A 21,547-nucleotide genomic window follows, 5' to 3' on the forward strand; every position below is an offset into this window, starting at 1 on the left:
TTCATGATTATACCTTTATTCTGTACTACTAACTGTATCATTCTGTATCGTTTCTGTAAAATAAAAGTCAAATACATCAACCGAAATTTCAAATTTCATCTTCTGATTTTCAATCGCATATTTAACTACTCCCGTATTATAGATACATTTTCCGTTCTGTGCTATGTTTTCCTCTTGCACAAATTCCGATAGGCAAAGTTCCTTCATAGTTTGTGCTATGTAAAAGAACTTTGTCCGCTGATTAAAGTCAACTGTTAATCGATAGGTATCAACCACTGTTGCTAATAAAAAGCTACACAACAAGAATAATAATAAAGTAGAAAATAAAATATTTCCCTTAAAGCCTGTTTTCATTTGTTGGTCACGGCTTTGCCCATTTACCATACCCACGTTCTCCATTTTCAAATTTAACTTCAAGTATGACTTCATTGTCCCTCTCCTCAAAACTAAACTCGTCAACATTCATTAGCATTGGTTGATGTCCACCAGCAGTTTGTCTTTTTCGAACAATTGATTGATACTGCTCAATAATATACGTTTTATTTTCTATAACATAGCGAAATTGTTTTCTTTGTATATCCGACAATGTGCTACCTGCAACTTCATTTTCAAATTGTGTCAAAAAAATCAACCATTCTTTCTGATCCTTCCTTTGTAAATACTGATCTAACTGATCTGCACGTCGAATAATCAAAGTAACTGTTAGTATCACCCCACTAAAAACAAGAAAGGATATCAAGCACTCAATCAGAGTAAAGCTTGGATACTTCTGGTTTTTTTTCAATTTCCAATACGCCCTTTCGCTTAACTTCTATTCGAATTTTTTGAATGGCACGCTGATTTGTTTGAAGAACAACTTTACTTTTTATTGGTTGGTCCCGAGCAACTTGTTTCAATCCTTCATGTAGTCGGTATTTTCGTGCTTCTTCATAAATGATACGTGCCAGCTGGACTTCTTGATTGCTCTTTTTTTCTTGCTCTAATAAAAATGTCTGATGTGCACTGACACCATAGACGATTATTAAGACCAACCCCAGTGCTGTCATTGTTTCTAATAATATGTAACCAGACTTATTCGATTTTTTTAGTATAATGACCACTTCCCAACTGGAATTGATATGTAATTTTTTGTTTTTTCTTTGGCCAGTAAAACTGATAAGTTTTTAGTGAACTGTCATTTCCCGTTCGACCAGCAAAAATCACTGTTCCATAACGTTGTATTTTTAAATTTTCTGGAATTTTTAGATACGTCCAATCAAATTTAGTGTATTTAGGTACACCAAAGTAAACTTTTTGCTGATCATCAGTTAAATGTATTCGAGTCGCTTTCTGACTGACAATTGCAATCTTCTGCGCTGCATAAATTCGTTTTTCAAATTGACTGAAAAATTGATGTATTGCTATATCTTTTTGTAAATGTTCAAACGAAAAAATAGGAACTGTCACGAAGAACAACGTAATTAAAAAAACGAATAAGGTTTCCACTAAAGCAAACCCTGCATATTTATTTTTTATTATAGACATCTGCGTGTTCTTGTTTGATATAGCCTTCTGCAAGCAGCTCATCAATAGTCGGGACTTTCCCATTATTTTGTAAACCGTACAATTCTTTTTGCGTATCAACTAACTGAATCACCGCTGCTTGACTTTCTTCATCTACATGATTTTTATATTTTGAAAGATTTGGTACAAATAATAAAATTAACACACTGATAATCAATAAAACAATCAACATTTCAATCAAAGTAAAAGCTTGTACTTTTCTCAAGGGTTTTCCCTTAATTTGTTCATTCTTACTAATATTTTCTATCATCATGAAATAACCTCCTCAAGATTTCCATAAATGGGTAACAAAACCGCTGCATAAATCATAAGTATCAAGCAAGCAATCACTAAAAAAAGCACCGGCTGAATCCAATTTAACCATCGATTTAACCGTTCAAAAAAAAGTTGGCGTGTGTAATTACTATAAAATAATAATTCTTTCCCTAAATTTCCCTTTAACTCTCCTTGCTGAATGATTGTGCTAAACTCTTCCGTTAAAAAAGAGTATTTTTCAAATTGGCTTGCTAATGCACTTCCTTTTTCTAATTCATCTGCCATTTGTAAAGCTAATTGTTGCATCAAACTACCTGTTTTTGTTTCTTTCAGACACAAAACTACTTGTTTCAGCTCAAGTCCTTCGCTAAAAAGTTTCCCTAATTCCAACGAAAAATAAGCAGACTGATACAACGCATAAACTGGTCCTAAAATTTTCAATTGACTAATCCACTGACTTCGCCGTAATGAATTTCCCTTCCGATCAAAAAAACGAATAGCTCCATATAAGACGCTTAGCAACAATAAGATGCCTAACACATACCAGTGAAATGTTTGAATTAACTGAATTCCCCAATGATTTTGTGGAACCATTTCTGAGATTAACAATTGTGGCAAAACAATTTGGCGCATACTAAACAAAATACCAATCAAAAATAGCGAAAGTAACAAGGGATAGCTTAGCAATTTTTGCAACTCTTTTTGAAATGCACCCATTCGTTGAAACTGACCGGCTATGTTTTCCAATGTAGCTATTAAGTTCCCATGTGTTTCAGCCAATTCAATCTGTACAAGATAAGTTTTGTTAAACCCACAGTAAGCTAGTATCTTTGTAAATGAGCCACCAGCACTCACTATTTTTTGGACTTCTTCTAGTAGTTCAATTGGAAATAACTTCAACTTAATTACTAACTGCAATGCTTCTTGTAAACTGAAACCATTGCTCAGTAAATCAGCAATAATTTGAATAAACTGTTGTTGTTGTTTTTTATTCAATTTCTTCAAATGGATAAGACCTCCAATCGTTTCTTTCGGCTTGAAGATAACTCGTTTGCCAGCACTTTTCTCGGACTACTTTAAGTTTAGCTTCTTTATCGCTCCATTTAGCTGATTCTTCCCGTATTTTTTCAAAAAACTGATAACTCCATAACACAGCAGAAGATTGTTCTTTATCTGGTAATATTTCTTGATAAACAATCCCTTTTAAACAGTCTGACAATGCTTGGTGGTGACCAATCAATTCTTCTATTCTTGGCAAAATACCTGCTAACTCTCTGGCATGAATAGTGGCAAATACTCGATGCCCAGTCAATGCCGCACGTAAAGTCATTTGAGCAGTTAGCGCATCTCTTATCTCTCCAACAATCAATAAGTCTGGCCGATGACGTAAAGAGAGCTTTAATAGTTCTTCATAATTTTGGTGGATTTTCTCGTTGACTTGTAGCTGTAAAAACGTTGATTCTTCCAATTCCACAGGATCTTCCACAGTAATGATTTGTTCTGAGTTTTTCTGAGCCAAACGATACATCAAAGAGGTTTTTCCTGATCCAACTGGTCCACTAAATAGATATAAGCCACGTGTCCCAGTATGCCGATGTAATTCTCCTAGATCGTCTAAAGAAAAACAGCGGAAATGCTGATCACCAAGCGGATAAAGCAACCGTATCACCAAAGTTTCTCGCTGCTGATAGTCCCCTACAGATGAAAGTCTTAGACGAATCTCTTCTTCGACACTTGAATTTCCGCACCTATAAGTCAATGCGCCAGATTGTACTTTTCTTTTTTCCCCAATATCCATTTGCCCTAAGTATTTGAATCTGGAAATCAATTGTTGACCTATCTCTTTTGAAAAATTCCGTCTTAATGTTCGGTTTTTACCTTTACGCTCAAGAAGCTGATAACCTTCTTTTTTTGGTAAAATATAAACATCTTCTATTCTTCTTTTGTAGGCTTCTGTAATGATTTCATCTGAAATTTTCTTAATATCCATTATCCTCCCCTCCAACAAAAACATACGCGTTTATCAATTTTTTATCGTGGATTTTGATAATTTCATAAAAAATGTTGGCTAAATCCGAATTTGTGTTATACTATTAAAAATTTATCTTAGGAGGCGCCACTTTGGAATCATTGCTAAAAAAACATCTTTTAGTTGCGAGCAAACAACAACCAGCAGATTTAGTTATCAAGAATGCTAAAATCGTCAATGTCTTCACCAGAAAAATCATGTCAAATACTCTTGCTATCTGTGATGGAAAAGTCGTCGGGATCGGCGAATATGAAGGAAAACAAACGTACGATGCAAATAATCAGTACTTAGTGCCAGGGTTTATTGATGGACATGTTCATATCGAAAGCTCTCTGCTTTGTCCACAAGAATTTGCTAAAATTTCTGTATTACATGGTGTAACAACAGTTGTAACAGATCCTCATGAGATTGGAAATGTTGCTGGTAGTACGGGTTTAAAGTTTATGCTGGAAGATGCTCAAAATGCACCTATGAATATTTTTTTCATGCTTCCTTCATGTGTACCCGTTACACCTTTTGAAACAAATGGCGCTATCCTAGATGCCAAAACACTAGCTCCTTTTTTAGAAATGCCCGAAGTTCTTGGTCTTGCTGAAGTAATGAACTACCAAGCAGTCGCAAATGCTGAAACAGAAATTTTAGATAAACTTCAATTAATGATTGATCATCACAAAAAAATTGATGGACACGCAGCTGGAATTACTGGTGAGGGGTTAAATGTCTATCCTGTTGCTGGAATTCGTACCGATCACGAAGCCACAACTGCAAAAGAAGCGAGAGAAAGACTTGATTTGGGTATGTATTTGATGATTCGTGAAGGAACTGTTGCAAAAGATTTAGCCGCTCTCTTTCCAGCTATTACTCCAGAAAATTCTCGGCGTTGCTTCTTTGTCACAGATGATAAATTAATTGACGACTTAGTGAGTGAGGGTTCGATTGATTATATCGTCCGTAAGGTGATTGAATTAGGTATGGATCCATTACAAGCAATCCAAATGGCATCTCTAAATGCAGCGGAATGTTTCGGTCTATCCACGCTTGGAGCAATTGCGCCAGGTTATCAAGCTGACTTTTTCTTAACAGATGATCTTGAAACCTTACCAATTCGAGAAGTGTTTCATAATGGTGAACAACTCGTAACGAACGGAAAACTCATCGATACAACCAGTGAACTACCAAAAAATTCTCTGATGGAAGACTTACCGGACATGACAGTGGCATCTTTGACAAATGATTCTTTAAAGCTGTCTTTAAGTTCAAATAAAGCGCATATCATCGAGATTATCCCTAACAGCTTAATTACTAATGACTTATTCTCAGAAGTCACCGTTCAATCCGGGTTCTTTGTTCCTTCTATTGAAAAAGATTATTTGAAAATTGCTGTTATTGAACGACATAAAGGAACTGGAAATATTGGTCTTGGCATCGTCAAAGGGTTCAAACTAAAAGAAGGAGCCTTAGCAACTACGATTTCGCATGATTCTCATAATATTGTTGTCGTCGGAACAAACGATAAAGATATGCTTTTTGCTATAGAACAGTTAATCAAAAAAGGGGGTGGCATGATTGCTGTCAATCGTCAACAGGAACTGGCTAGTCTTCCCCTTAAAATTGGTGGATTGATGTCTCAAAAACCTTTTCTAGAGGTAAATCAAGAATTAACTAGCTTAACAACTGCCGCTCGTCAAATTGGTGCTAGTCAGCTATTTGATCCCTTTCTGACCTTGTCATTTTTGACTTTATCTGTTATTCCTGAACTAAAAATCACGGATATGGGACTCTTTTCATTTTCAAAATTCCAACTTATTCCACCATGCTAAGTAAAAGGAAGCTATGATAGAATTGTCCATCTTTAAATAATAAGATTATGAAAGAAGTACTACTTGGAAAATGTTTATTCAGAAAAAGGAGGTGTGACAAAATATTTGTCACACCTCCTTTTGATTATTGTGTTTTATCTTTAAATTGTGCTTCTACTCGATAGATACGTTGACCACGAGAAGAAAACTTTTCTTCATACTCAGTCATGATATTTCCTTCGAATGTACTCTCATGCAAATCAAGCCAGACTTGTTTGATTATCATGCCATATTGAGAAAAACTTGCCAAAGAATACTCAAATAATCCTTGATTATCTGTTTTAAAATGAATCTCACCCTCTGGTCGCAAGATCTGTTCATCCACCGCTAAAAAAGTTTTAAACGTCAAACGACGTTTCTCATGACGCTTTTTTGGCCATGGATCAGAAAAGTTCAAATAAATCTGATCGACTTCACTATCCGCAAAATACTCTGTCAGCGCTGAACCATCAACATGAAGTAATTTCAAATTAGGTAGCGGTTCTTCAATTAACTTATCTAGCGCCAGAGAAATAACACTGACTTGCATCTCCACACCAATGTAATTGATTTCTGGATGTGCCTTTGCCATTCCATTGATGAATTGACCTTTTCCCATTCCAATCTCTATATGGATTGGATGATCGTTACCAAAGAGCTCAGTCCATTGTCCTTTCCATTCAGTTGGATTACTAATAACAAACTCTGGATGCGCAGCTAACAATTCTGTTGCACCAGGACGATTTCTAACACGCATAATTCATAATTCCTTTCTCAAATAAAAAAGGTTGGCCAAATCTCTAAAGAGTTTGGGCTCAACCTCAGCCACTAAAAATTCGTTTTAATTGTAAAATTTCCTCATTCATTCGTCGGTCATCCCCTCGAAGGCAATAACGAGTGATTTCTTGCAATAAATTCATCACTGCATACCAGTGAAGCTTCTCAAGAACTTCATCAGTTGGGCGAATACCATAAATAATCAACCATTGATTCCAGTTTGAAAGCGGAACATAATTACCTAAAATCGTTCCAATATCAACTGCTGGATCAGCAAACATGATTGAGTCCCAATCAACTAAATATAAATAATTTTTACAAACTAACCAATTACGATGATTCACGTCTCCATGAACAACAGCAAACTCTTTTTTATCTGTATAAGGTACTTGCTGACTCAAAAATTGATGGACAAGTTGGATAAACTGATTTTTTTTTAATATTTCTGGGAGTTCTTGGTTGTATTTTTTCAACATCGTCTCAGGCGTAACGACACGACCACCTATTCGATTCAACATTGTTTTTAATGAGTCAGAATGATGCAAATGATATAGGACATCAATAACATCATTTCTTTGCCCAATTTCTGTAGTAGTCAATAAGCGACCATCCAGCCATTCTTGAGCTGTTAACGTATCTCCATTACCTGTTCTTTTTGTCCAAACAAGTTTAGGAGTAATTCCTTCTCGAGATAACGCAGCAAGCATGGGGGTTGTATTACGTTTGATGAAGACTTTATCTTCGTCACGCATGCCTATGTATGTTTTTCCTGTATCCCCTTTGATGGGCCGTAACCGCCACTCTTGGTCTAACTGAAACTCCATCATGCTTTCTCCCATCCTCTTAAACTCTTTCATTTGCAGTAATTATTATTCTAGTCGCCCCGACACATAACGTCAAGCACATATACGTTCTTTTTCAGCATTTTTTCATTCAAAAAACCAACTTTTCTAAAAAAGAAAAAAGAGAAAGATCAACGATATGACCTTTCTCACTTTAACTTGGACAATTATTAGTCTGACAGCTTCTTCAGACGTGTGGGAACGTACATTTTTACAAAAAGAAAAACAAAAACCAAATAAACCAGAATAGGAATCCAGCGCTCTACCCCAGACAAAACAAAAGCTGCAATCACTCCAAAAATAAGAGCTGCTAAACCTAATATGCCCAACAACAATTGCTGAATAGCTGTTTTTTTCTGTGTTTCTTTTATGGGATACAGTTGCACTAATACCATATAGCGAAACTGGCTATATAGCGGCAACAACTGGAAACCAATCAAATATAAAAACAATGAGCCAATAATCAAACTAAATGTTAAATCTGTTACACCTATAATCAGCAAACAACCAATCAACAGTAGTCTCAGATACAGACCACTAAAATCAGACCCACGAACAAATCGTCTAGTATATAAATAAAGATATGTTTGACTTTGGTTCCTTTTGATTTTATTCAATAGCGGGTCTAAGTAACGTCGGCGTTTTACCTTTGCTGAAATTTCTGGTACATCAGTAAACAAATTGATAAACTGATAAATTTGATGAAGACGATTTTCTTCCACTTGGATCATTTTTTCCCAGTCAATCTGTACCTCATTTTTTCGCCATAAATACCAATAATAAATACCAGCTTGTACTAATGCGACCACTAAACCTAACCAAATGGACACATAGAACGTAAGTAGTAAAATGACAAAAGCTGAGACATACCATCCACTTTTAAACCAACGTAAAGCTTGATTAGAAAATCGAAAAAGTTCCGCTCGCTTTACTTGTAGATGACCCATTTTTAGGCAGACAAGCAAGATCAAATAGATCAAATACATTGAAAATGGCTGTCCGGTACTCACTACCACTAACGGCATTGCAAATCCACTAGCCAAAAATAAAACAAGGAATGGAAATAAACAAGAATAGCGGAAAGCTTTACTTAGATATACTCGCATTTCCTTTTCTTGTGGCAATAAAAAAACAATATCTGCTGCCTCGGCAAAAGTTGCAATTTTTCCTACTGCCAAGCTAAGTAACCAAAAAACTGAAACAATCAGTCCACCAAACTCAAAAGAAGGAGCTAAGCTTTTCAGCCAACTAGAATAATAAAAACCAATTCCTCCCACCAAAAAAAGACAAACTAACACAAAATGATCATTGAAAACATAGCGCATATACTTTAGCATTTTTTTTTGGTGTCTAGCTAAACGTTTTCGAAAAAAATCATTCATGTCCCTGCTCCTTCGTTAATGCGACATAAATCTCATCCAAGGATGAATCTGGAAGGTTAAATGATTCTCTTAACTCTTCCAGCGTGCCTTGTGCTCGAACCTTACCATTATGTAAAACCACAAAGCGATCACAGTATTTTTCAGCAGTCGCCAAAATATGAGTTGACATCAAAATCGCAGAACCACTTTTCTTCATTTCAACCATCAATTCTAACAACGCATTGATTGCTAAAGGATCAAGACCCAAAAAAGGTTCATCAATGATATATAGCGAGGGTTCAATTAAAAAAGCACATAAAATCATGACTTTTTGTTTCATTCCTTTTGAAAAGTTAGCAGGAAACCAGTCTAAACGTTTTTCTAATCGAAACGTCTCCAACAATTTTTCTGCTCGCTTCATCGCTACTTCTAGGGGGATACCGTAAGCCATAGCTGTCACTTCAATATGTTCTCGTAAAGTCAGCTCTTCATATAATGAAGGTGTTTCTGGAATGTATCCAATTTGTTTTCGATACTTTTCAATATCACTTTTCAATGTTAAACCATCGATTTCGATTTTCCCTTTAGTTGCTTCTAGCAACCCAATGATGTGTTTAATCGTTGTACTTTTACCTGCACCATTTAATCCAATCAAGCCCACCATTTCGCCTGAATGTACTTCAAAACTTATATCTTTTAACACAGGAAGATGTCCATATCCTCCCGTCACGTGTTCAATCGTTAAACTCATTTCTTTTCCTCCATTGATCTTGTTTACTCGCTTCTTTATTATACCATGAAGAAAATGTTGACAATTTGTTTTTTTCCTTACAACAATCAGAACTTATGGTAAAGTTAACTTAGCCAAAATATTCTTAGCAGAAAGGATGTCTCGTATGGAAAACTGTATTTTTTGCAAAATTATCAACCAAGAAATTCCTAGCTATAAAATTTATGAGGATGACAAAGTGTATGCGTTTTTGGATTTGTCACAAGCAACTAAAGGTCATACCTTAGTTGTACCAAAACGGCACGTTTCTGATATATTTGATTATGACCAAGAATTAGCTGGTGCCGTCTTTTCGCGCGTGCCAAAAATTGCTCGTGGTCTAGAAAAAGCATTTCCTGATATGAAAGGTTTAAATATTTTGAATAACAATCGTGAGTTAGCATACCAATCTGTCTTTCACTCACATATTCATCTGGTACCACGTTACGCAACAACAGATGATTTTTCAATCCACTTTGGTAATCATCAAGCAGATTACTCAGCAAGTGAACTGGCAACCATCCAAGAAACCATTGAAACGCAGGTGAATGACATTGATTAAACAATTTCTGAAAGGTCTCGTATTTGGTTCAGCTGTAGGCGCTGTAGGTGGACTTCTTTTTGCTCCAAGAAGTGGTAATGATACTCGAAAAAAATTGATTGACGAATTAGAAGAAGCTGCTGATTTAACGCTAGATCTAAATAATAGTCTCAACCACTTTAAAGAGGCCTTAGCCGAAACAAAAGAAACTGCAGCTACACTCATTCCGGAGTTCCAAGACTCTATTCAAAAAGATGTACAGGAGTTTAAATTTCAAGCAGAACCAAGAATTACTCAGATTCAAGAACAAGTAGAAAAAATTTCTACTAACTTACCTGAACTTCCTGAAGAAAATCTTCACTAATTGAGTTAAAACACGACGATTATGCATTTTAACCCGTTTTTTTGTCATACTCTCGTAATGAATGTGATTAAAACATGAATTTTCTTTGAAACTATTCATTAGAAGCTTTTTTTTAGGAATTAGAATATGGTATAGTTGTAGATGTGAACAACTAAATATAAAAAAACAGGAGTGCAAAACTAAAATGAAAAGAAAAAAAATAATTTTAGCAGCGACTAGTGCTTTAGCTGTCTTAACACTAGCTGCTTGTTCTAATGGTACAAACAAAGATATCGCTACAATGAAGGGTGGAACTATCACTGTTTCTGACTTCTATGATGAAGCAAAATTAGAATCATCTAACCAAACTTTGGTTCAAAGAATGATTATTTACAAAGTATTTAATAACAAATATGGCGATAAAGTAACAGATAAAAAAGTTGACGCTGAATACAAAAAACAAGCAGAATCATTAGGTGACGGGTTTGAATCTCAATTGAAAGCTGCCGGTTATACAGAAGATTCTTACAAAGACTATATCCGCAATAACCTAGCACTTGAAGCTGGTTTAAAAGCACATGTTGATATTACAAATGATGACTTAAAAACTGCTTGGGCTTCTTTCCATCCAGAAGTAGAAGCACAAATCATCAAACTTTCAAGTGAAGACGATGCGAAAAGCGTGAAAGAAAAAGCTGATAAAGGTGATGACTTCACTAAATTAGCAAAAGATAACTCAACTGATACAACAACTAAAGATGACGGTGGAAAAATCAAATTTGATTCTGAAACAACAACTGTCCCTAACGAAGTAAAAGAAGCCGCTTTTAAATTGAAAAATGGCGAAATTTCTGACGTGATTTCCGCTACTAATGCTTCAACTTATGCAACTGATTATTACGTTGTGAAAATGGTTAAGACTTCTTCTAAAGGCGATGACATGGATAAATACAAAGATGAATTAAAAGAAATCGCTACTCAAACAAAATTGAACGATAGTGCATTTACAACAAAAGTTATCGGTGAAGTCTTAAAAGATGCTAATGTGAAAATCAAAGATGATGCTTTTGAAAGTGTCTTGAGTGCATTCACTACATCTTCTTCAGGTTCAGAAGCAACATCTGATTCTGAAAAATCAACTAACTCTTCAGCTACAGAAAAATCAACTGAAGCAACTGATAGTTCAGAAACAGCGACTACAGACTCTTCAAAATAAATTTTATGACTAAAAAGAAGTAAAGCAGACTCCTCTTCATGAGTCGCTTTACTTCTTTTTTAGTTTATTTAAACACACTAGTCAGATATCTTTTGGTACATAAAAACTGCGATTATCCATACCAAAAATTCGATCTGTATATTTTCCAGGTTCTGTTTGACGAATAGAAGTCAACATCATTTGCATTGACGCATCGATGTTATCGATTTGATGTAAAACCTCAGCTTCCATAATTCTTGGTCGCACTGGTGATCCGTATTCCAAAAGACCATGATGTGCTAGAACCATATGTCTTAACACTAAAACATCTTCATCTTCTTCACTGATTTTCAACGCAATACAAGCTTTAGTAATTTCTTCATCTACGAGAACCAAATGTCCCACTAAATTGCCAGCTAGAGTGTACTCAGTTGACATTGGACCAGATAATTCAATAACTTTACCCAAATCATGTAAAATAATTCCAGCATACAATAATGCGCGATTGATCTCTGGGTATTCATTTGCAATTGCTTTTCCTAAGTGAAGCATCGTCAACGTATGATAAGCTAGTCCACTAGCAAATGCATGATGATTTCTTTTTGCCGCTGGATACTCGAAAAATTGTTTTTGATATTTATTTAATAAATAACGTACAATACGATTCCAATGTGCATTCGTAATCTCAAACAATAATTGATTGATTTCCTCTTCCATTTCTTCTTTTTTTATTGGTGCTCGTTCCATATAAAGACTTGGTTCACTAGGTTCATCAATTTTTGTCAAACGCATGTGGATAATTTTTACTTGAGGATTTCCTTGATATACTTCTCTTTTACCGCTCAAAAAAACAACAGTTCCTGCAGTAAATTTGCTAATTTCCTCCTCGGAAGCGTCCCAATATTTCCCATCAATTGTTCCCGAAGTATCTTGAAAAGTAAATGCAATAAATTTTTTACCATTTTTTGCCATTCTTACGTCAGCATTTTTTATCAAGACAAATAATTCAAACTGTTCATCAATGATTAATTCACGAATTTTTTTCATTCTATGCTCCTTCTAGCCATTTCACAGATTGTTGTAACTCTTGATAATAGCTTAACATTTCTTTGTCAGAAGAAAAACAAATTATCTGATACTTTTTACCAAACTCTGCTAAAAGTTTTGCTAAGTAATACTTTCTGTGCGAATCATAGTGTAACCAACCATCGTCAATAATTACTGGACAAAGCGCTCGATTTGCTTCCAAAGAAAGATAAGCAAATCGCATTGCCATGATTAATTGATCTTTGGTTCCTGTAGATAGCTCATAAATAGGAAATTCTGTCTTTCCATCTGTGAGAGTCAATAAATCTTCTTTTAATAAAATTCTTTGATACTTGTGGTCGGTTAGTAATCCCAAATAATAAGTAGCCTCTTTTAACAACTGCGGTAATTGCCGCTCACTCATTTCAGTCGATAAATCACCTAAAAAAGTACCAGCAATTTCATATGCTCCCCACTCCACCATCAAATGTTCTAATTCTGCCTTCTGGCGGCTTTCTTCTTGGTATAGTTCATCAAGTGTACCATCTTTTTGTAATTCTTCAACTTGAATATTTAAACGTTGTTGTTGTTCACTTGCAGCTTTTTCTTCCAACTGTAGTTGTCGTTGTAATTGATCTAAACGAAGGCTTTCTTGTTCTAAAAATGAGCGTGTCATTTTTTCAGGAAATAATGGTGTGAGTATTTTACTTAATTCAGCAAGTCTTTCTTGTTTTTGGATTGTCTCATGTGCTTTTTGCAAAAAGAATGGTACTTCAGATGGATACGTAAGTTGTGCCTCGTTAAGTTGTTGTGCATACTCTTGGAGCCATGCTTTTTGCTTCTTCTTCAATTGATTAATTTCTTGCGTGAGTAATGTATTTTGCTGGTAGCTACGAGCAAATTTCATTTGTTCCATTTCTTGAACAAATTGTGCCAGTAATGCCATTTTTTCAGAAATATGCTTGTCTTGAACAGGTAGCCATTCTTGAACAATATCAAATTTTCGTTCTAAGAATAGCAACTTCTCTTGAATTTCTCTTTCTCTTTTTTGCTTTCGCTCATAAATAGCACAAAGTCGTTGATAGTCCATAACTTCTTGGCCGTATTCTTTCATTAACTCAACTGTATTTAGTTGGTTTAGACACCATTGATCAACAAAATACTGTACTTGTTGATTAAACTGTTGTTTCATTTGTTGATTTTGTTTCCTATTTTCTTCTACTTCTGCGATTTGTGCAGATGCAACATCTAATTGTCCTAGTTTTTCTTGCCACATTCCTTTGACTTCTAAAGAATTATTTTTGCTATTATTTTCTTGATGCAAGAAATAACTTCCTATAATCCCAGCTCCACTGAGCAAGAAAATAATTTTCCAAGGAAGAGGGAAAAATAATCCTAAGGCTATAACTATCCCACCTACAATTATATAAGGAATACTATTTCGTTTTTCCTCCTTCTCCTGCTGATTCTGTAAAAGAAAGGGATAGCGTGCTTCCAACTGACTGATTTCTGCATCAATCAATTCCTGCTGTTCTTTTGCAACTTGTAATCGAATTGTCAATTGTCGGTCTTCTTCTAAAAATTGTTGATTTTGTGAAAATAACGTTTTCCATTCGGAACTTTGTTGAAATTCTACTGGTTGATTTTGTCTTTGCCAACCCCAACGCTGTTCTAAAATCTTTAACTCTGCTTCTGTTTCGCGTGTTTCTACCTGAAGTCTTTGCCATTCATTAACTAACTGCTCAACTTGAGCCTGTTCTTTTAAAAGATTTTTTAATTCCGTTTCTTGTTCTAAGAAAAAATAGTATTGCGCTGATTGCAGATCCATCCCGCTATGTTTTTCTAAAGTTGCTTCTAGTTCTTCCAAACGTTCACTCATTTGTTGATATCTGTTAGAAAACTCTTGTAGATCTGTCATTAGTTGCTCATTTGGTAATTCATTAAGTGTCTTTTCTTGTAATTCTTGCCATTCCTCGTAAAGTGAGAAATTGATTTTTTGCTGGTTTAAATGCAATAATTTTTCATTATTCTTTGATATTTCTTGTCTTAATTTATCTTGCTCTTTTTTTGCGGCTTGCTCTTGCATCACAAGCTGACTAAAAAAATCTTCTTGTGCTTGTTTTTGATGAATTTTTTCTTGTAAACTTTTCCAATTATTTAACTTTTGGTTGATAAGTAATTTTTGTCCTTTTTTCTTATATAAATTTTGAGCCTGATTATAATACTCTTGTCTTTTTTTAAAAACTTGTGAACTTCCAGTAATTCCTAATGATATCAACATATCATGTAATTCTTTTTCTCTAAGATGATCTAATTCTGATAACTGCTCTTGCTGAAAAGTAAACACCTGTTGAAATAATTCTCTAGTTAATGGTGAAATCAACTGAGCTAATAATGTTTCACTTCCTATTTGTTCGCCAAAAACAACTTTTGCCTTTCCACGATTCTGCTGCTTATAACGTTCAACCATGAATTCACCATGGATTGGATGTTCTAACCAGATACGACCACCATAAGCCGCTCCATCTTTTGGTGTATAATCTTTCTTTTTTCTTCCTTTTGATGGAAAACCAAAGAGAATTGCCTGTATAAACTGATAAACAGTTGATTTACCTGCTTCATTCTCGCCATAAATCAATTGATTACCTGAAGAAAAATCAAAATTCTTTTGGCGCCATTTTCCAAAAGCATTAATTTCAATCCGTAAAATTTTCATTCATTATCCTCCTCGAATTGAAAATCCTGATTGATTAATTCTTGTGCAGCTATTAATGTTTCACTCTGATAATCAGGTAACTCATTCAATAATTTTATTGCTCCTGGATGGCTATACAATTCACTTAAAATTTGTTTGAAATCTTGAGACGTTTGATAGCTTTCAAATAATTGATGTTTCAAATTTTTTGAGACAGTTAGAATTGTCTGTTTCTGAGCAGTATTCTTCATAAGAGAGATACGCCATATAAAAAAATTTGATGTATATTTGCTTAATTCTCCAATCAAATATTCTAATACCTCACCAGAATTAATTCGCTCTACAAAATCTATTCCTAAATGTTCATAATTAGTAATCTCTAGCTCAACTAGATGAAATTTATTATTAGGGACTTCCAGTTGTCGTTGAACCATTGAGAAAATCTCATTAGTTGTACGAATATGTTCAAAAGAAATTTTTTGACGATACCAATATACCTCTGCTACCTCTATAGGAATAGTTTGATACGCACTTTTTTTCAACTCTACTAATGAAACAGAAATTGAGGTCTGTTCCTTTCTCGTGTGTCCTTGAGGTGCGCCAGGATACACTATTCTCCCGTTAGTACTAAGGACAGTTGGAACATGGATATGACCTAACGCCCAATAATCATAATTTTTTTCTTGCATTTGATTAGAACTAAATGGCGCATAATTACCATGATCTCTTGTGCCCAATTCCCCGTGATACATTCCAATGTGATAATCTACATTTGCTCGAGAGGGAAACTCTAATACTTTTTCTTGTTGTATCCATGGATGACAATAGCTAAAAGCACTGATAGCAACTTTTTCTCCAGAATTCAGTTTAAATTCATTTGTTTTTACTTCTTCGTTCACAAACAAATGAACATTTTCAGGAAAATCAAACCAATATCTTTCTTTCTGGTAATAGTCATGGTTTCCAAAAATCATGTACACAGAAATGTTTAGTTTATTTAAACGTTCCATTTGTTCAAAAAAGTACTTTTGTGTTTTAAGCGAAGGTTTATTTTGATGAAAAGTATCTCCAGCAAATAAAACAAAGTCAACTTCATGGAACACCGCTTGATCTACAATATTTTTTAGAACCATTTGATTTGCCTGTAATAATTTTTTTTGCACACGTTTGTCAAATGGAATTGAGCCTTCAAAAGACCTATCTACATGTAAATCAGCTGCATGGATAAATTTCACTATCAAATTCCCTCCTTTTTTTCTTTTATCATAACATTTTTACGTGTTTTTTTCATCAAAATACGAAAGTTTGTTCGTATTACAGTGTGATATTTCGTGAGAATACAAAAAAACAGATGAGCTTGATTGCTCATCTGTTTTTTACCGTTGCGTGGCGACGTCCTACTCTCACAAGGGGCAACCCCTCACTACAATCGGCGCTAAGAAGCTTAACTTCTGTGTTCGGCATGGTTACAGGTGTATCCTTCTCGCTATCGCCACCACACTGTGGTGTTATCTTATTGAGTTTGCTTTTGCTCACTCAAAACTGGATTCGAAGTAATCTCAAACTCTTCCGAGTTTTTTCTTTTACCATTCTTGGTTAAGTCCTCGATCGATTAGTATCAGTCCGCTCCATACATCACTGTACTTCCACTTCTGACCTATCTACCTGATCATCTCTCAGGGATCTTACTTTCTTAAAGAAATGGGAAATCTCATCTTGAGGTGGGCTTCACACTTAGATGCTTTCAGCGTTTATCCCTTCCCTACATAGCTACCCAGCAATGCCCTTGGCAGAACAACTGGTACACCAGCGGTAAGTCCATCCCGGTCCTCTCGTACTAAGGACAGCTCCTCTCAAATTTCCAACGCCCGCGACGGATAGGGACCGAACTGTCTCACGACGTTCTGAACCCAGCTCGCGTGCCGCTTTAATGGGCGAACAGCCCAACCCTTGGGACCGACTACAGCCCCAGGATGCGACGAGCCGACATCGAGGTGCCAAACCTCCCCGTCGATGTGGACTCTTGGGGGAGATAAGCCTGTTATCCCCAGGGTAGCTTTTATCCGTTGAGCGATGGCCCTTCCATGCGGAACCACCGGATCACTAAGCCCGACTTTCGTCCCTGCTCGACTTGTTGGTCTCGCAGTCAAGCTCCCTTCTGCCTTTACACTCTTCGAATGATTTCCAACCATTCTGAGGGAACCTTTGGGCGCCTCCGTTACCTTTTAGGAGGCGACCGCCCCAGTCAAACTGCCCATCTGACACTGTCTCCCACCACGATTAGTGGTGCGGGTTAGAGTGGCCATAACGCAGGGGTAGTATCCCACCAGCGCCTCCATCGAAACTAGCGTTCCGATTTCTACGGCTCCTACCTATCCTGTACATGCGGTACAGACACTCAATATCAAACTACAGTAAAGCTCCATGGGGTCTTTCCGTCCTGTCGCGGGTAACCTGCATCTTCACAGGTACTAAAATTTCACCGAGTCTCTCGTTGAGACAGTGCCCAAATCGTTACGCCTTTCGTGCGGGTCGGAACTTACCCGACAAGGAATTTCGCTACCTTAGGACCGTTATAGTTACGGCCGCCGTTTACTGGGGCTTCAATTCGTACCTTCGCTTACGCTAAGCACTCCTCTTAACCTTCCAGCACCGGGCAGGCGTCAGCCCCTATACTTCATCTTACGATTTTGCAGAGACCTGTGTTTTTGATAAACAGTCGCTTGGGCCTATTCACTGCGGCTGATCTGACGATCAGCACCCCTTCTCCCGAAGTTACGGGGTCATTTTGCCGAGTTCCTTAACGAGAGTTCTCTCGCTCACCTTAGGATTCTCTCCTCGACTACCTGTGTCGGTTTGCGGTACGGGCCATTGTTTTCTCACTAGAAGCTTTTCTTGGCAGTGTGACATCAGGAACTTCGGTACTATTATTTCCCTCCCCATCACAGCTTGTCCTTAAAAGATTAAGCATTTGACTCAACCTAAGACTTACTGCTTGGACAGACATTTCCAATCGTCTGCTTTCCTTAGCCTCCTGCGTCCCTCCATTGCTCAAACAAAAACAACGGGTACAGGAATATCAACCTGTTATCCATCGCCTACGCCTTTCGGCCTCGGCTTAGGTCCCGACTAACCCTGGGCGGACGAGCCTTCCCCAGGAAACCTTAGTCATTCGGTGGACAGGATTCTCACCTGTCTTTCGCTACTCATACCGGCATTCTCACTTCTAAGCGCTCCAGTAGTCCTCACGATCTACCTTCAACGCCCTTAGAACGCTCTCCTACCATAACACCATAGGTGTTATCCACAGCTTCGGTAATATGTTTAGCCCCGGTACATTTTCGGCGCAGGGTCACTCGACTAGTGAGCTATTACGCACTCTTTAAATGGTGGCTGCTTCTGAGCCAACATCCTAGTTGTCTGTGCAACCCCACATCCTTTTCCACTTAACATATATTTTGGGACCTTAGCTGGTGGTCTGGGCTGTTTCCCTTTCGACTATGGATCTTATCACTCACAGTCTGACTCCCGGATATGAATGAATGGCATTCGGAGTTTATCTGAATTCGGTAACCCGAGATGGGCCCCTAGTCCAAACAGTGCTCTACCTCCATCATTCTCAATTCCGAGGCTAGCCCTAAAGCTATTTCGGAGAGAACCAGCTATCTCCAAGTTCGTTTGGAATTTCTCCGCTACCCACACCTCATCCCCGCACTTTTCAACGTACGTGGGTTCGGTCCTCCAGTGCGTTTTACCGCACCTTCAACCTGGACATGGGTAGATCACATGGTTTCGGGTCTACGACTACATACTCAAACGCCCTATTCAGACTCGCTTTCGCTACGGCTCCGTCTCTTCGACTTAACCTCGCATGCAATCGTAACTCGCCGGTTCATTCTACAAAAGGCACGCCATCACCCATTAACGGGCTTTGACTTGTTGTAGGCACACGGTTTCAGGTTCTATTTCACTCCCCTTCCGGGGTGCTTTTCACCTTTCCCTCACGGTACTGGTTCACTATCGGTCACTAGGGAGTATTTAGCCTTGGGAGATGGTCCTCCCGGATTCCGACGGAATTCCTCGTGTTCCGCCGTACTCAGGATCCTCCTAGGTGCTTTCCAAATTTCATCTACGGGGTTTTTACCCTCTTTGACTGACTTTTCCAAGTCATTCGATTATCTGAAAAAACTACCATATCGGAGTCCTACAACCCCAACAAGCAAGCTTGTTGGTTTGGGCTTTTCCCGTTTCGCTCGCCGCTACTCAGGGAATCGAATTTTCTTTCTCTTCCTGCAGGTACTTAGATGTTTCAGTTCTCTGCGTCTACCTCAAATATGCTATGTATTCACATATTTGTAACATCCTATAAAAGATGCTGGGTTCCCCCATTCGGAAATCTCTGGATCATAGCTTACGTACAGCTCCCCAAAGCATATCGGTGTTAGTCCCGTCCTTCATCGGCTCCTAGTGCCAAGGCATCCACCGTGCGCCCTTATTCACTTAACCTTATCAACCTTACGGTTGGGTTTTGACTTCATTTCTAGCGATAGAAACGTGTCAAGAAAAATAAGCAATTGAACTTATTAAAAAACTCATTCAACGCGGTGTTCTCGGTTTGTTTTGATCTTACTTCAAATATCCAGTTTTCAATGAACAAAATGTTTTGAGAGTAAACCTCTCAAAACTGAACAAAGTAATAATGACAAACCTGTGTAGTCTCCGTAATATTCCTTAGAAAGGAGGTGATCCAGCCGCACCTTCCGATACGGCTACCTTGTTACGACTTCACCCCAATCATCTATCCCACCTTAGGCGGCTGGCTCCAAAAGGTTACCTCACCGACTTCGGGTGTTACAAACTTTCGTGGTGTGACGGGCGGTGTGTACAAGGCCCGGGAACGTATTCACCGCGGCGTGCTGATCCGCGATTACTAGCGATTCCGGCTTCATGTAGGCGAGTTGCAGCCTACAATCCGAACTGAGAGAAGCTTTAAGAGATTAGCTTAGCCTCGCGACTTCGCGACTCGTTGTACTTCCCATTGTAGCACGTGTGTAGCCCAGGTCATAAGGGGCATGATGATTTGACGTCATCCCCACCTTCCTCCGGTTTGTCACCGGCAGTCTTGCTAGAGTGCCCAACTTAATGATGGCAACTAACAATAAGGGTTGCGCTCGTTGCGGGACTTAACCCAACATCTCACGACACGAGCTGACGACAACCATGCACCACCTGTCACTTTGCCCCCGAAGGGGAAGCTCTATCTCTAGAGTGGTCAAAGGATGTCAAGACCTGGTAAGGTTCTTCGCGTTGCTTCGAATTAAACCACATGCTCCACCGCTTGTGCGGGCCCCCGTCAATTCCTTTGAGTTTCAACCTTGCGGTCGTACTCCCCAGGCGGAGTGCTTAATGCGTTAGCTGCAGCACTGAAGGGCGGAAACCCTCCAACACTTAGCACTCATCGTTTACGGCGTGGACTACCAGGGTATCTAATCCTGTTTGCTCCCCACGCTTTCGAGCCTCAGCGTCAGTTACAGACCAGAGAGTCGCCTTCGCCACTGGTGTTCCTCCATATATCTACGCATTTCACCGCTACACATGGAATTCCACTCTCCTCTTCTGCACTCAAGTCTCCCAGTTTCCAATGACCCTCCCCGGTTGAGCCGGGGGCTTTCACATCAGACTTAAGAAACCGCCTGCGCTCGCTTTACGCCCAATAAATCCGGACAACGCTTGCCACCTACGTATTACCGCGGCTGCTGGCACGTAGTTAGCCGTGGCTTTCTGGTTAGATACCGTCAAGGGATGAACAGTTACTCTCATCCTTGTTCTTCTCTAACAACAGAGTTTTACGATCCGAAAACCTTCTTCACTCACGCGGCGTTGCTCGGTCAGACTTTCGTCCATTGCCGAAGATTCCCTACTGCTGCCTCCCGTAGGAGTTTGGGCCGTGTCTCAGTCCCAATGTGGCCGATCACCCTCTCAGGTCGGCTATGCATCGTGGCCTTGGTGAGCCGTTACCTCACCAACTAGCTAATGCACCGCGGGTCCATCCATCAGCGACACCCGAAAGCGCCTTTCAAATCAAAACCATGCGGTTTCGATTGTTATACGGTATTAGCACCTGTTTCCAAGTGTTATCCCCTTCTGATGGGCAGGTTACCCACGTGTTACTCACCCGTTCGCCACTCCTTTTCTTTCGGTGGAGCAAGCTCCGGTGAAAGAAAAAGCGTACGACTTGCATGTATTAGGCACGCCGCCAGCGTTCGTCCTGAGCCAGGATCAAACTCTCATAATAAAAGTTAGAACAATCTTT

At 38.2% G+C, this 21,547-nt stretch carries 18 protein-coding genes and 3 rRNA genes; 4 read left to right on the forward strand and 17 right to left on the reverse strand.

What is annotated here, in order from left to right:
- Positions 1-15: 15 nt before the first annotated feature.
- Genes comGG through comGA form a run of 7 tightly spaced genes read right to left on the reverse strand, consistent with a single transcriptional unit; the run spans position 16 to position 3,808 of the window.
- Positions 16-384 carry a competence type IV pilus minor pilin ComGG gene (gene comGG, locus AC4BC3_RS11245; protein ID WP_206910314.1) on the reverse strand — a complete coding sequence of 123 codons (369 nt, stop codon included), beginning with the start codon at positions 382-384 and terminating at the stop codon, positions 16-18.
- Positions 362-712, reverse strand: coding sequence for a competence type IV pilus minor pilin ComGF (gene comGF / locus AC4BC3_RS11250; RefSeq protein WP_490466527.1), 351 nt, complete (start codon positions 710-712; stop codon positions 362-364). Before comGF ends, comGG begins: the two co-directional genes overlap by 23 nt.
- A 31-nt stretch (positions 713-743) precedes the next feature.
- Positions 744-1,046, reverse strand: coding sequence for a hypothetical protein (locus AC4BC3_RS11255; RefSeq protein ID WP_490466528.1), 303 nt, complete (start codon positions 1,044-1,046; stop codon positions 744-746).
- A gap of 25 nt (positions 1,047-1,071) precedes the next feature.
- A complete protein-coding gene (gene comGD / locus AC4BC3_RS11260; RefSeq protein ID WP_490466529.1) occupies positions 1,072-1,524 on the reverse strand; it encodes a competence type IV pilus minor pilin ComGD in 453 nt (150 codons plus the stop codon).
- On the reverse strand, positions 1,505-1,813 hold the full coding sequence (gene comGC / locus AC4BC3_RS11265) for a competence type IV pilus major pilin ComGC (protein ID WP_490467315.1): 309 nt from the start codon (positions 1,811-1,813) through the stop codon (positions 1,505-1,507). Before comGC ends, comGD begins: the two co-directional genes overlap by 20 nt.
- Positions 1,813-2,862, reverse strand: a complete 1,050-nt coding sequence (gene comGB / locus AC4BC3_RS11270) for a competence type IV pilus assembly protein ComGB (protein WP_490467316.1) — start codon at positions 2,860-2,862, stop codon at positions 1,813-1,815. The genes comGC and comGB overlap by 1 nt, the downstream gene beginning before the upstream one ends.
- Positions 2,807-3,808 carry a competence type IV pilus ATPase ComGA gene (comGA, locus tag AC4BC3_RS11275; protein ID WP_490466530.1) on the reverse strand — a complete coding sequence of 334 codons (1,002 nt, stop codon included), beginning with the start codon at positions 3,806-3,808 and terminating at the stop codon, positions 2,807-2,809. Before comGA ends, comGB begins: the two co-directional genes overlap by 56 nt.
- A gap of 131 nt (positions 3,809-3,939) precedes the next feature.
- Between comGA and ade the strand changes: the two genes are divergently transcribed.
- Entirely contained in the window at positions 3,940-5,667 is a 1,728-nt protein-coding gene (ade, locus tag AC4BC3_RS11280) for an adenine deaminase (RefSeq protein ID WP_206910322.1), read from the forward strand.
- A 124-nt stretch (positions 5,668-5,791) separates the two neighbouring features.
- Here ade and trmB read toward each other — a convergent pair whose 3' ends face one another.
- From trmB to AC4BC3_RS11300, 4 genes are all read right to left on the reverse strand, one after another.
- Positions 5,792-6,442, reverse strand: a complete 651-nt coding sequence (gene trmB / locus AC4BC3_RS11285; protein ID WP_490466531.1) for a tRNA (guanosine(46)-N7)-methyltransferase TrmB — start codon at positions 6,440-6,442, stop codon at positions 5,792-5,794.
- Positions 6,443-6,506: 64 nt separating this feature from the next.
- Entirely contained in the window at positions 6,507-7,289 is a 783-nt protein-coding gene (locus tag AC4BC3_RS11290; protein WP_490466532.1) for a phosphotransferase family protein, read from the reverse strand.
- Between the two features lie 185 nt (positions 7,290-7,474).
- Entirely contained in the window at positions 7,475-8,686 is a 1,212-nt protein-coding gene (locus tag AC4BC3_RS11295) for an ABC transporter permease (protein WP_490466533.1), read from the reverse strand.
- Complete coding sequence (locus tag AC4BC3_RS11300; RefSeq protein ID WP_490466534.1) at positions 8,679-9,416, reverse strand: ABC transporter ATP-binding protein; 738 nt, start codon at positions 9,414-9,416, stop codon at positions 8,679-8,681. The genes AC4BC3_RS11295 and AC4BC3_RS11300 overlap by 8 nt, the downstream gene beginning before the upstream one ends.
- Positions 9,417-9,561: 145 nt before the next feature.
- Here AC4BC3_RS11300 and AC4BC3_RS11305 point away from each other — a divergent pair, with 145 nt between their 5' ends.
- From AC4BC3_RS11305 to AC4BC3_RS11315, 3 genes are all read left to right on the forward strand, one after another.
- Positions 9,562-9,996 carry an HIT family protein gene (locus AC4BC3_RS11305; RefSeq protein ID WP_206910329.1) on the forward strand — a complete coding sequence of 145 codons (435 nt, stop codon included), beginning with the start codon at positions 9,562-9,564 and terminating at the stop codon, positions 9,994-9,996.
- Positions 9,989-10,339 (forward strand): YtxH domain-containing protein, encoded by a 351-nt coding sequence (locus tag AC4BC3_RS11310; protein ID WP_490466535.1) that lies wholly within the window; start codon positions 9,989-9,991, stop codon positions 10,337-10,339. The genes AC4BC3_RS11305 and AC4BC3_RS11310 overlap by 8 nt, the downstream gene beginning before the upstream one ends.
- A gap of 184 nt (positions 10,340-10,523) precedes the next feature.
- Positions 10,524-11,534 carry a peptidylprolyl isomerase gene (locus AC4BC3_RS11315; RefSeq protein WP_206910333.1) on the forward strand — a complete coding sequence of 337 codons (1,011 nt, stop codon included), beginning with the start codon at positions 10,524-10,526 and terminating at the stop codon, positions 11,532-11,534.
- An 81-nt stretch (positions 11,535-11,615) separates the two neighbouring features.
- Here AC4BC3_RS11315 and AC4BC3_RS11320 read toward each other — a convergent pair whose 3' ends face one another.
- The 6 genes from AC4BC3_RS11320 to AC4BC3_RS11345 all read right to left on the reverse strand — a co-directional run bounded on the left by AC4BC3_RS11320 (position 11,616) and on the right by AC4BC3_RS11345 (position 21,529).
- Complete coding sequence (locus tag AC4BC3_RS11320; RefSeq protein WP_206910336.1) at positions 11,616-12,560, reverse strand: 3'-5' exoribonuclease YhaM family protein; 945 nt, start codon at positions 12,558-12,560, stop codon at positions 11,616-11,618.
- 1 nt (position 12,561) lies between these two features.
- Positions 12,562-15,255, reverse strand: coding sequence for an ATP-binding protein (locus AC4BC3_RS11325; RefSeq protein WP_490466536.1), 2,694 nt, complete (start codon positions 15,253-15,255; stop codon positions 12,562-12,564).
- Positions 15,252-16,472, reverse strand: a complete 1,221-nt coding sequence (locus AC4BC3_RS11330) for a metallophosphoesterase (RefSeq protein WP_206910347.1) — start codon at positions 16,470-16,472, stop codon at positions 15,252-15,254. Before AC4BC3_RS11330 ends, AC4BC3_RS11325 begins: the two co-directional genes overlap by 4 nt.
- A gap of 146 nt (positions 16,473-16,618) precedes the next feature.
- Positions 16,619-16,734: ribosomal RNA gene (gene rrf, locus AC4BC3_RS11335) — 5S ribosomal RNA — on the reverse strand.
- Between the two features lie 92 nt (positions 16,735-16,826).
- Positions 16,827-19,740: ribosomal RNA gene (locus AC4BC3_RS11340) — 23S ribosomal RNA — on the reverse strand.
- Positions 19,741-19,969: 229 nt separating this feature from the next.
- Positions 19,970-21,529 (reverse strand): 16S ribosomal RNA (locus tag AC4BC3_RS11345).
- Together the 16S, 23S and 5S rRNA genes form the textbook arrangement of a ribosomal RNA operon.
- Between the last annotated feature and the right edge of the window lie 18 nt (positions 21,530-21,547).

It is taken from the genome of Enterococcus sp. AAFC-DPL-6103 (assembly GCF_058216595.1).